Annotated in this window: 9 protein-coding genes; 7 read left to right on the top strand and 2 right to left on the bottom strand. The window is 33.5% G+C overall.

Annotated elements, in window-relative coordinates; genetic code table 11:
- Positions 1–102: 102 nt before the first annotated feature.
- Positions 103–1122 (bottom strand): hypothetical protein, encoded by a 1020-nt coding sequence (locus SP041_RS10010; RefSeq protein WP_137297674.1) that lies wholly within the window; start codon positions 1120–1122, stop codon positions 103–105.
- 156 nt (positions 1123–1278) lie between these two features.
- On the opposite strand from SP041_RS10010, the gene SP041_RS10005 reads away from it, so the two are divergent.
- The 5 genes from SP041_RS10005 to SP041_RS09985 are packed head-to-tail and all read left to right on the top strand — an operon-like array spanning position 1279 to position 7100.
- Positions 1279–2073 carry a WecB/TagA/CpsF family glycosyltransferase gene (locus SP041_RS10005; RefSeq protein WP_240791450.1) on the top strand — a complete coding sequence of 265 codons (795 nt, stop codon included), beginning with the start codon at positions 1279–1281 and terminating at the stop codon, positions 2071–2073.
- Positions 2074–2085: 12 nt separating this feature from the next.
- Positions 2086–3069 carry a sulfotransferase gene (locus tag SP041_RS10000; protein WP_137297673.1) on the top strand — a complete coding sequence of 328 codons (984 nt, stop codon included), beginning with the start codon at positions 2086–2088 and terminating at the stop codon, positions 3067–3069.
- A 5-nt stretch (positions 3070–3074) separates the two neighbouring features.
- Positions 3075–4649, top strand: coding sequence for an MATE family efflux transporter (locus tag SP041_RS09995; RefSeq protein ID WP_137297672.1), 1575 nt, complete (start codon positions 3075–3077; stop codon positions 4647–4649).
- Entirely contained in the window at positions 4649–5863 is a 1215-nt protein-coding gene (locus tag SP041_RS09990) for a hypothetical protein (protein WP_137297671.1), read from the top strand. Before SP041_RS09995 ends, SP041_RS09990 begins: the two co-directional genes overlap by 1 nt.
- 1 nt (position 5864) lies before the next feature.
- Positions 5865–7100, top strand: a complete 1236-nt coding sequence (locus tag SP041_RS09985; protein ID WP_025566084.1) for a glycosyltransferase — start codon at positions 5865–5867, stop codon at positions 7098–7100.
- Between the two features lie 55 nt (positions 7101–7155).
- Here SP041_RS09985 and SP041_RS09980 read toward each other — a convergent pair whose 3' ends face one another.
- Positions 7156–9033, bottom strand: a complete 1878-nt coding sequence (locus tag SP041_RS09980) for an acyltransferase family protein (protein ID WP_240791449.1) — start codon at positions 9031–9033, stop codon at positions 7156–7158.
- 658 nt (positions 9034–9691) lie between these two features.
- On the opposite strand from SP041_RS09980, the gene SP041_RS09975 reads away from it, so the two are divergent.
- Positions 9692–11059 carry an O-antigen ligase family protein gene (locus SP041_RS09975; RefSeq protein ID WP_240791448.1) on the top strand — a complete coding sequence of 456 codons (1368 nt, stop codon included), beginning with the start codon at positions 9692–9694 and terminating at the stop codon, positions 11057–11059.
- 78 nt (positions 11060–11137) lie between these two features.
- Entirely contained in the window at positions 11138–12853 is a 1716-nt protein-coding gene (locus SP041_RS09970) for a right-handed parallel beta-helix repeat-containing protein (RefSeq protein ID WP_025566081.1), read from the top strand.
- Positions 12854–12871: the final 18 nt, after the last annotated feature.

Raw genomic sequence — 12871 nt, 5'->3', positions numbered from 1 at the left:
CGAAACCTTAATTCAGATGGCTAAACTCCTTTGAATTAAGGTTTTTATTTAACTTGATACAGCTGATAATTAATAGGTTAAATATCAGCTGTATCAAGCGACTCAATACCTCTTATCTTGTAAGTATGTTAAATCTTGGAATGTTTTACAGTGTAATTGAGTGTTCTTTTTTAAGAAAAGATCGAGCTTAGTTAAAGAGTAAGGTACGAGGCTTTTAGGGTGCCCCATGATGTTAAAAACAGCATCTGCTTGTTGTTCTTTTATGTGTTTATCTAATGCGCTTTGTAATTGCCCAGCTTTTGCACCATCAATCATGACTGGACCGTAAGTACTCTGCGTTAGACGCTCAAAATAATATTGATTGTTGGCAACCATTGCTTGTCCGTCACCAAATGGTTTAAATTGTTGGCTTGAAAACTTTTTATGAAAGGCAAGTTTCCAGAAAAATAATGGCGAGGTTTTAAAAGCACTAATAGGCAGCTCAATAAACTCACCTGATGAATTGGATTCTAGAGGATCAGTTGAAAATCGCCAGTGAGGTAATTGAGGCATATTTTTAAAGTTAAAATGGCGAGTAGGGTCAGTTGAATGACCTTGATTAAACACGGTGCTGTCTAACCAAATACCATTATTTAATAATGCCTCTTTTATCTTGTTAAAGGGCTGTAAACACCATCCTCCTGCACGATAGGCAAAAATAGGTTGTTCTGTGCAGTGTTGCAATTCAGCCTTGTATGAACGTACTATTTCATTAATTTCAGAGACTGAGAAGTCATGTAATCGATAACGTTCAGTATTAATCTGCCAACCGTTTTCATCGTAAGTACTATCAAACCAATGCGGGTGGATATGTAATTGTATATCATGCCCTGCTTTTGATAATGTCAGTAGTTGTTTTTGGATTTTTTGGTGTTGTTCAGCCAACTCAGGAAAGTCAGATGAATAATCTTTTAATTTAACGAGAAAACCAGCGTCGACAAATAAACAAACTTTACTGTTATATTTATTTAAAACGTCAATGAGTTGGTTAGTAGGATGTAGCATGCAGTTTTCTACTGAGCCAGGATTTTTTCCAAAAAAAAGCTCATAATCTAAGCTAATTAAATAATTTACTTTTTGCATTTGTACTTCCTGTTAAAGCGTTTTTATACCTATTAAGGCTGGTTTTTTATATTTTTATGTGGAAAAAATGGTATAAAAATATACTAACATTTACAACCTAAAAAACTATTGTTATGTTACGCGCCTATAATCACCACAATGCTAAGGAGAGGCTAAGTGACCGATCAAGATTACTCTTCAAATCAACCTTTCAAACGATATAAAGTTAAGCAAGATACCATTAAAATGTTCGGAATTGATATTCACCCGATGGGTATGTCAGCAGCATTAGATGTCGTTAATGAATGCATCACTTCTAAGCAGTCTTTACATGTTGGTATGTTAAATGCGGCCAAAGTAGTCAATATGAAAAGAAACCCCGCATTAGGCGAAGATGTGGCGTCATCTAATTTGATTTTGGCGGATGGCAGCTCTGTAGTTTTAGCTAGTAAAATTCTTAATAAAAACTTACCTGAGCGTGTTACTGGTATCGACCTTATGCATGGTATTTTAGAGCGCGGTGATAAATTAGGTTATCGGGTATTTTGCCTTGGAGCAACGGAAGAAATATCAGAAGAAATAGAGCGTCAAATTAATAAACATTACCCAGGTGTGATCATTGCCGGACGTCAGAATGGTTACTTCTCTGAAGAGCAACAGGTCGACGTTGCAGAAAGTATTGCAGCAAGTCATGCTGATGTATTGTTTGTTGCCATTACTTCCCCTAAAAAAGAACAATTTATGGCTAAATGGGGAGAAATCATGCGTGTCCCTGTCGTCCACGGCGTTGGCGGTTCTTTTGATGTATTTGCTGGTAAGGTAAAGCGTGCTCCGCTTCTATGGCAAAAAATGGGAATGGAGTGGTTATATAGAGTTTTACAAGAGCCAGGTAGGTTATGGAAACGTTACTTAATCACTAATACCTTATTCATTGGCATGTTGGTGAAAGAAATCTTCAAGCCCATTAAATAATAAAGAAGTAATATGACGCTTAAAAAACAAAAGTTAGTATATCTTGCTGCGGCCAGCCATTCAGGTTCGACCATGACTGCCATGTTGTTAGGTGCTCACCCTGACCTTTGTAGTGTGGGTGAGTTGAAAGCTGCCAACTTGGGGCATAGAGATAGTTACCTTTGCTCTTGTAAAACATTAGTCGGAGAATGTGGGTTTTGGCAAGGTGTGACCGATAAAATGAGTGCTAAAGGCCATGATTTCTGCATATCAGACGCTGGCACTGATATTAGAGTCGGAGCTTCTCCTTATGTATTACGCTTATTAAAGCCTTTAGTGCGTAGCCCTCTTGTAGAACTCATTCGCGATATATTATTAAATTTATCTCCTGTTTGGCGCGAACAACTACCTTACTTACAAAAGCGTAATGCTGATTATGCTCGCTCTATTGCTGAACAAGCCAAAGTTGATACGGTTGTTGACTCGTCTAAGATTGGTATTCGCTTAAAATATCTATTAAAAAACCCTAACTTAGACGTCAAAGTTATTTGGGTAGTAAGAGATGGTAGAGGGGTTTCATTAGCTTATAAAAATCCATCTGAATTCGCTGATGCTAAAAACCCTAAATTGCGTGGTGGCGGAGCAGGTAAAACCCAAGAACATGGTCGAGGCATTGAAGTAGGTGCTCATGAATGGGTTCGCTGTAATCAGGAAACAGAAGCGGTATTAGCAACCATGCCCAAAGAAAAGTGGATACAAGTTCATTACGAAGATATTTGTAACAACACTGAGCAAACATTAGATAATATTTTTGAGTTTATTGGCGTAGATCCTATTAAAAAACGTTTAGATTTTAAAACCGTAGAACATCATGTTGTTGGTAACGGAATGCGTTTGGATGACTCTGAAGTGATTAAGCTTGATGATCGTTGGAAAACACAATTAAGTGATACCGAGTTAGCTAAGTTTTACGAAATAGCTGGTCCTTATCATAAAAAAATGGGTTATTTGGAATAAATGAAATGAGTCATGTTAACAAAGAACCAAAAAGCGAAGACTTGACTGGACAGAGTCGCTTTGCTTGGAATTTAATGGTGAGTTGGGCGAGTCAACTGATATTAATATTTTCTGGCTTTGTTATGCCGCGTCTAGTCGATCAAAAAGTAGGGCAAGATCTACTTGGCATTTGGGACTTTGGGTGGTCTTTTGTTAGTTATTTAACTCTTGTTGGCCTAGGAATGGGCGCTTGTTTTAATCGATATATAGCCATGCACCGAGCCGCTAATGAAATAATGGAATTAAATAAAGTTGCTAATTCTGTTATTTTTGTTCAAATTATAATTGCTTTTTTAGTTGTCTCAACAACCATTATTTTTTATTTTTGCCTACCTTATTATTTTTCTGAGTCATTGCTAGAAAATACCCAAACTGCTCAGCGCGTTATATTATTTCTTGGTTTAAGCCTATCTATACAAATGCTTGCAGGATCAGCTAGAGGGTTGTTAACAGGTTACCATCGTTGGGATATTCATAATGTGTTACATGCTGGAGCTAGTATATTATCTTTAGCCTTAATGATGGTGGCTCTTTACTTTACTAATTTAAGTATTGAAGGGATGGCAATAGGTTATTTTATTTCAACTTTATTTTTTGAGTCATTACGTTTTTATTATGTCAAAAAAATATGCAAAGAATTTACTTTTAATATCAATTTAGCCAACCTTTCGACATGTAAAAGAATGTTAAAATTTGGCATAAAAAGTATGTTATCAAATGTCCCCCCTATTATATTACTGCAGACAATTAGCCTTTTATTGGTTAGTTCAATTGGACCTGCTGCTTTAGCTGTTTTTGCAAGACCAATGGCATTAACCAAGCACATAAAAACATTTATGGCGAAGTTTACTTTAATGCTAACGCCAACAGCTGGAGCAATGCAAGGAGCCAATGAATCAAGTGATTTACAGGCATTATTTATTAATACGACCAAGTTAAGTTTTACATTTTGTATACCTGCTTTAGGTGGACTTTTTATTTATGGCGATCAAATACTTGCACTATGGATGGGAGGAGATTATGCAACCAAAGAATTAATGATGATTCTGTCTGCTGGTTTAATTTTATCCATGGGGCAAGATAGTTCTATACGCATTTTGATGGGAATGAATAAGCATGGGAAAATATCAGTTATTGCATTGATAAGCTTAATGTTGATCTTTTTAATCGGCCTTTCTTTTACTGGAATAGATAGATTAGCATTAAGCACCGCTGGTTTATTATTTGTTATTCCAATGACACTTGTTTATGGGATTCTACTTCCCGTTTATACTTGTATTCAACTAAAGTTATCTTACTTTTCTTATTGCAGAAAAAGTATTTTAATACCTATTCTTTATTCATTGCCATTCTTTTTATTAATGTTTTATTCTCGATTTCTTTTTGATCAGTCTGAACACTTCTCTGCACTTCTATCTGCTGTCAGTGCAGGATTTATTACCGCAATTATTTACTTTATTTATTTGTTGCCTTTAAAAATGAAAAAGAAATGTATGCAGGCCTGTAAACTTATCAAACTACATAATAAGGTCGATTCTTAATGAGTGTTTCTCTCCGTAAATTCCCTTATCCTTATCAAGCAATGTTAGCCATTTGCAGTGATTTAGATGAAACGCCGAATAAAAAGATTTATGTTGAAACTGCTCGTTATTTAAATACAACTGAAGAAACGCTTTTAGGTAAAGGTGTTGGGCTTGAGGTCGGTAACACTATCTACTTTGATATGCCCGAACATAATTTTTCATACTCTAATACAGATGATGATGGGCGAAAAAAAATACAAAAGCTTATTCAGTCCGGACATATTGATTGCTTACATTCATTTGGAGATTTTGTTGATTCGCGTGAAAAAATAGAGTTGTACTGGTCTGAAATTAGGCAAGGTGAACGTAAAATTGAAGTATGGGTTGATCATGCCCAAGCACCTACTAACTTAGATAGTGATATTATGGAAGGGCAAGGAGCAATTAAAGGTGCTTCTGCTTACCATACGGATTTGACTGTTCAAACAGGAGCTTTGCCTTTTATATGGAAAGGCCGTGTAACAAGTTGTGTTGCACAAAATGTAAAGCGTAGTTATAAAAGTTTATTTAATGCTAAACATGCCAAAGCCTCTATTAAAACAATTTTATTGGAGTTTATCAAAGGATGGTTAGCTCGTCTGGGCAGTAGCAAATATGCAATGCATAAAAATAATAAAGTTTTAAGAAAAACTACATTAATTGATGGCACTCCTGTCTTGGAGTTTTTACGTTGTAACCCTTCGTGGGGTGGTGTCTCGATGTTTGATAGTGCTCGTGGGATACACCATGTGTTAACTGAATCAGTGTTATCTACTTTGGTCAAGAATGAGGGTTGTAGTGTTTTTTATAGTCACTTAGGTAAGGTCTTCAGTGTTGAGCTGCCCTTTTCCAATGAAACGAGAAGATCATTTGAATTATTAGCTGACTTTCAAAGAAGAAAGGAAATATTAACAACAACAACCCGTCGTTTATTAGGTTATAACCGTACCGTTGATGAGTTGGAGTTTACCGTTAAAAAGGTTTCTGGTGATATCCAAATTCACCTAACAACTGCTTATAGCGGCGAAGATTTAAATGGTCTAACTTGGTATGTAGATGCTCCTAAACAATTATCATTATTTGTAAATGGCGTTAAATATACTGATTGGGTCATTAATGATAAAGATGCTTCTGGTAGACAAAGCATTTCAATTAAGTGGGAAACATTAATTTTCCCGAATATGGATATTTAAAATGAGCTCAAAACGTTCTGCTAATTTTTTTCAACATTGTTATCGATACTTATTAAGATTGATTTTAATCTTTCATTATTGCTTAGTTAAAATCTTTAAGCTTATACCTAGCAAAAAAAAATCAATACAACCTGTGAAAATATTAGCAACAGGAACTTTTTATTCTGATCATTGGTTAATAACGCATTTACGTCCAATGGCTAATGCTGCTAATTGTTCTAGCTTAACTATGGTCGCTTCTGTTCCTGTTCCTGAACTAAATAAGGTATCAGGTGCTTATGCTCCTCAATGGTTATCAAAAGCGCTAGGTCAGGTTGGAGCTCGATTAGTTTATTTTACATGGGTAGCAATAACCACAAGACCAGATGTATTAGTCGGTTTTCATATTTTGGTTAATGGTTTGTTTGTGGTTTTTTTAGCTAAGTTAATTGGTGCAAAGTCTGTTTATATTTGTGGTGGCGGTCCAAGGGAAGTTCGTGGTGGTGGTATTGAAACAGAAAACCGAATCTTTAATCGTATTGGGCAAACCGATTATTTCATTGAAAAAATGCTACTTAAGTCAGTGAATGAAATGGACTTGGTTGTTTCAATGGGAACAAGTGCGATTAAATACTTTAAAGAAAAAGGAGTAAGCACTCAATTTGAAATCGTACCTGGGGGTTTTGATGATCATCTTTTTATGCCATTAGATAGTGTGGAAAAAAAATATGATTTAATCCTTATTGGCAGATTATCGGAAGTGAAAAGAGTAGACCGATTTTTAGAGGCAATACAGCTAGCTAAAAAGAGCCTATCTAGTTTAAAAGCTGTCATTGTTGGTGATGGTCCAGATAAGGATAAGTTACAAGAGCTAGCAAAAAAATTAGGGCTTGAACAAAATGTTGATTTTGTTGGTTGGCAAGATAATGTTCATCTATGGTTACAAAGGTCTAAGTGTTTTGTACTTACCTCAGATTCAGAGGGGCTATCTCAAGCCTTAATTCAAGCAATGATGTGCGGGCTACCTGCAATCACCTCTAACGTTGGAGATTTAGCGGATTTGCTGGTAAATAACGTCAATGGATATTTAATAGATGATCTTAGTTCAGATGGTTTTTCTAGGGCATTTATTAGCCTCTTTACTGTTGATGTTGAATTTAACCAATTTGCACAAAATGCTTATACAAGCACCAAGAATTATTCTGTAACTGAAGTTGAAAAGCAATGGACTGAAATATTTACACCTTCTAAATATTGATAATAATATTAATTTAACCTAAAGGCTTCCTGAGTTATTAGAATATTTTTTAAAGCTATTCTAATAATATATTATCTAAATAACTAAGTGCTTTTTTTGCATATTGAGATCTCATATGGGTTGAATCTTTGTAGTAATAATTAAAATTATTATCCATTACCTTACAAACTTTTTCACATAAGTAATCAATGGGATCAAGTATATTTATATTGTTAATTTGATCTAGTTTTCCTAAAGCATCATAATGTAATTGATAATTTTCTCTAGCCTCTTCTTGTGTAATGAACTTTCTTAAATTGTGCCTAATCGACTGTAGTGGATCAAACTCTAAACCTTTGGGTTCACCTAATATCATGAAAACTTTATTTGAGTTACTTTTTGCAAAGTATAAAAACTCATTATATTCGATTATTCTTTGCTTAATTTGTTCTTTTTTAATTGACGAATTTTTTGATAGGTAACCATCAAAAGCAAACATTGAGGTAACTATTTTCTCGAACTTAATTGTATTGATTATATTTTTATAGTTCTGAATATTAGAACAGCTCCAATGTGGGTTTTTATATGATTTTGTTAAAAAACATCCGTTTTTGGTTACGTAATATATATTATATTTACTTTGTGAAGAGGAAGAATAAGGATAAGTTTGTTCGATATGACTAGCACCAATAAATAGTATGTTTTTCTTTGTCGTGCCTTTAATAAAACGAACATCAGTACCCTCTATTTTTAAATTGTATTTAGGATAGTCCCAATCATCAATGGCAGATATTGCACTTCTATTCATTTCTTGTAAGTTTTTAGATAGTCGAAAAATAGCACCATTAGAAATGAATATTAATCCACTTATAAAGCTAATACCTACTACCATTAATATTGGTTTAGATCTTAAATAAGAACTGATTTTAATAAAATCATTTTTAAATTTAAATTTTTCAATATATCTATAGCTTAGAGATCCTAATAAAATGGAAAGTGCAATACCTAAAAATACATATATGTCGTCTAATGAAAAGGTGTAAATTGCAACGGTGATTGGCCAGTGCCATAAATAAATAGAGTATGAGCAAGTCCCTAGCTTTTGAAATATAAAATTGCCTGTTACAAAGCTAACTTTACGTTGTGCTTGAATAATACAAAATGTGCCAATAACAGGGAAAATAGATAGGTAGCCAGGCCAAAAATTTTTATCAGAAAAAAACATGTATGAAAAAATTATTAAAAATAAGCCAATAGCTTCAAACAATTTCTTATTTCGTTCTTTCAGTGAAAATGGGTAGAGATACGCCAGACCTCCAATCGTCATTTCCCATATTCTAGTCGGTAATAAATAATATGCGGGGTCAGGCCATTTATATGTAGCAATAGAACAAAAAATGAGCCCTAATATAGTCCCAATCAGAACAGTTCGCTTTAAAAGTTCTATTGATATAAATTTTTGCATGATGACAAGTACTACTGGGTAAATAATATAGAATTGCCATTCAGTTGATAATGACCAGGTGTGTATTAACCACTTACTATGTGATGATGCATCAAAATATCCAGATTCTCGCCAATATACGATATTAGAGAAAAAACCTAAGCTACTAACTATATGTTTCCCTAATGCTTTGTAGTCTATTGGTGTAAGGTAAAACCATCCAAAAATAAGTAAAACAAAACAAAGAAATGCTAATGCTGGGATTATTCTATTTGCCCGTGAAATATAAAATTTAAAGAGAGAAAAATTTTTGTGTTCAATCCCTCTAAAAATTATTCCAGTCATCAAAAATCCTGAAATAACAAAAAAAACATCAACACCAGCAAAACCTCCTGGTAACCAATCCGCATTAAAGTGGAAAATAACAACTGCAATGACTGCAATCGCTCTAATTCCATTGATATCTTTTCTGAATTTCATTTGTATATCTTTCTGGTTTTTATTTTTCATTAATTTTACTTATATTTTTTTTAAATTCTATTTGTATTTTAACTAAATTTGATTTGATTAAGTTTTTAATTAATAGAGCCTATATTAACCACTAGTAAGTAAGATGAAATTTTATTGTAAAGTGACGACATTAACAAAAAATTAAAAGTGATCTCTAATGTTTTTTAAGGAGAAATTATCTCAAATAATTTTTTAGGGCTTTTTGTGATGTAATTTTTTATTTTTATGATAGGTAGATGTTTGAACGTTCAGTCATTTAAGTTAATAAATTGGCTTTAGTGTGGTATATAATTGGAAGTTAAATCGATATGTAGGAATATTATTTTTCATGTTTTTAGCATGCTGGTTTACCTTATATTTCTGTTGATTAATATCGATTTAATACAAATATTTCCTTGTTACTTTAATTTTTAATGCGACATCTAATATTTTTTATTTAAATCAATATTAAGTGTTTTTAAAATTTTTTGTAACTGATTTAATTAAGCATGAATTTTAAACCAAAAAGTATTTTCATCTTTATTTTGGTGGAACACATTTTGTCAAAAAATGGAGAAAACCATTGATTCGCATTACTTTATTAACACTACTTATTATGTATTTATCTGCTTTTGCTTGGAAAAACTGGTTTAAGGCTGCTTGTTGGCTAGTGTTATTAATGGCTATTTTTCAACATCCTGATACGCCAAAATCAATCGCAGGGGTACCTGGTTTAAATCATTGGAATTTTTTATTTTTAAATGTCGTAATGTCTTGGCTTGTTAATCGTAAAAAAGAAAAGCTAACTTGGGAAATGCCTAAGCATTTGAATTTTTTATTGTTTTTTTATGCCCTTTTTATTGTATTAAGCGTTATTCGATACTTAAATGACCCGTCTGGAGTGCTTGAGTTAGATGCCACTTTTGGTGTTTCTTATGACCTTGGCGTCTCTGCAATCAATGAATATTTAATTAATTGTTTTAAATGGGTGCTTCCTGCTTTAATTATTTTCGATGGTTGTAAGACTCGAAAGCAATATAATTTTTCCGTTGTGATGCTTGCCTTAATGTTTGTTTTGTTAGCTTTACAAGTGATTAAATCAATGAAATTTGGCTCATTAGGTATGAGTGGTGAACAGCTACAAAGGCGAGCATTGAAGGTTATTTCTCGAAGTGTTGGTTATCATCGTGTGAATATGTCAATGATGATGAGTGGAGCATTTTGGTTAGTATTTTGTTTGAAAGAATTTGTTAGCAATAAAGTTCATTTTTATATAATAATACCTTCATGCATTAGCATATTATTAGCGATGGCAATGACAGGAGGAAGAACTGGTTATGCAACATGGGCAATACTTGGTGTTGTTTATTGTTTATTTAAATGGAAAAAGTATTTGTGGTTTGCACCTTTAGTACTAGGCTTAGTTTTAGTTATAGCACCTTCCGCTATTGAGCGGTTGACTCAAGGGATTGTATCTCAGCCCGATAATGAGATTGTAAATGAACAAATTGATTTTTCTACCAGTGATGATGTCGATCTTCAATCGGTAACGTCAGGGCGAGTAATTGCTTGGCCTCTTGTATGGGAATCTATAAAGAGCGCACCTTTTTTAGGTTATGGTCGAGAGGCAATGAAAAATATTGGTATTACACAAAAAATTATGATCGAACATGGAATTGGTGAGACTTTTCCTCACCCTCATAATTTATATTTACAGTGGTTGCAAGATAATGGTTTTATTGGAGCCCTCCCTGTTTTTATATTTTATTTTTTAATGGTTAAATATTCATGGAATTTATATAGAGATAATACTGAACGTATTTATGTCGTAACTGGTGGCATGTCTTTAGCCTTAATACTTGCTTTTTTAATTGCTGGGATGGGGAGCCAAACTTTTTACCCACGGGAAGGCGCCGTTGGAATGTGGGTTGCTATGTTTTTAATGCTAAGAGTTAAATTAGAAAGAGATAAAATAAATAAAGGTTTGATAAGTGATTTAATTACCCCTAATGATAAGTATAAAAGTAAATATTTTGTTTTTAAGTAAATTATTTAGGGAATATGTAGTGGTTTGGACACTGCTACTCAAATAGATACGATATAAATATTAAAAAGGATAAATATAATGCGTGTTCTTAATTGTCTAAACATCATAAAAATGATGTCTTTTATTTTTGTAAGTACAAGCTTTACTGTTTGTGCGTATGAATTACCAAATGGTGTGCCAAATCCTATTGATAATTGGGGAACAAGCGAAACAGGAGAAGTTGTCAATCCTATATCAGGTGAAGCACCAGAATCATGGGAGGTCGCTAATGAATCAGGTTTACCTGCATATTATATTGATTCTAGTTCTTCTAATGCGACAAACTCTAATAATACTTATGGTAGCCCAGACAAACCACGTAGTACTATTCCTGAAATAACTTATGAAGCTGGTTCATATATTGAAATACACGGAGGCCCTTATAACGGGGGAGGACAAATCATATTTAATGCAAATGGGGCTCCTGAAAAACCTATTTGGATACGAGGTCTATCTTCTAGTGAGCTCGGTAATATCTCTGGTGAAATGATCGTTAAAGGACAATATATTATTTTAGAGAATTTAAATTTTATAAAACAAAAACTAGGATTCCGTTCTAATAATAGTAGCTATGTACATCATGCAACAATAAGAAATAGCTTCTTTGAAGGTACAGGTGAAGTAGCAAATAGTTCATCTGCAGTTATTGCTGTAGAGGGGCGTAAAGACCAAAGGTTTCATGATATTATCATATATAACAATACTATACATAGTTATGGGAAAAGTTTTATAGATTCAGACCCTTCACTTGGAGAAAGTGTTGAAAATGATTATCATGGTGTAAAAGTGACTAAAAATGCCGACCGAATTTGGGTTGTAAACAATGAGATCTATAACCTTGGTGGTGATTCTGTTCAAATAGGTAATGCAACAGTAAATGATGGAGAAAGAAGTCAGGGCGTCTATATTGCCGATAATGATTTTTATGAAAATTTAGAAAATGGTGTTGATATTAAGGCTGCTGATGATACTTTGATTATTAATAATCGTATATGGGGTTTTGTTAGGCACAAGAATAATAGTTCAACAGGTGGCGGGGTTATTATTCATAGTAAAGCTTCTAATACTTGGGTTGTAAATAATGAGGTCTTTAATAGTGCTGGTGGTATTGCTGCTACAGATAGTTCATTAAACACTTGGGTAATTGGTAATGTAATTAAGAATATACAGCACCCTGAGTGGGATACAGATTGGGCTGGGGGCTTATATGATAGTGGAAGTGCTATTCATTTCCGAGGAGGGTCTTCAGGTGGTGCAATCAATAATACCATTATAAATTATGATAAAGGAATAGAAGCTGCATCGGGTGAATATGTGTTCTTAAATAACATACTGTTCAACCGAAACAATGAAGCTGGAAATGATTTGTTTGTAGAGTCTACTAGCAATGATGTTTTGGTTAAAAATAATTTAGTTTTTTCAGAGTCAAATTCATTAAAAGAAAATAATGTTAATTGCTTGTTATGCTTATATCAAAACCCTGGTTTTTCTGATTTGTTAGTCGATGAAGCACTTTCTTCTGATTCAGCGGCAATTGCATCTGGTTATGATATACAAAGTTATTTAGATGCATATGAAGACGTTTTTGGCACTACTTTAAATAAGGATATATCTAATAATAGTAGGTTTGTAGGTGGCATAGACGTAGGTGCTGTAGAAAATAAATTCTCATCGGAAATAAAAGATACGGGAGTTGGGTTGCCAAACGCAGCTGAAATTCTTAATATTAAAGTAATTAATACAAATAATGAATAAACTAGGAGAATGCAGATA

Origin of the sequence: Psychromonas sp. SP041, from assembly GCF_000470315.2 — a bacterium.
Classification (GTDB): Bacteria; Pseudomonadota; Gammaproteobacteria; order Enterobacterales; family Psychromonadaceae; genus Psychromonas.
This window is presented reverse-complemented; position numbering and strand designations above follow the sequence as displayed.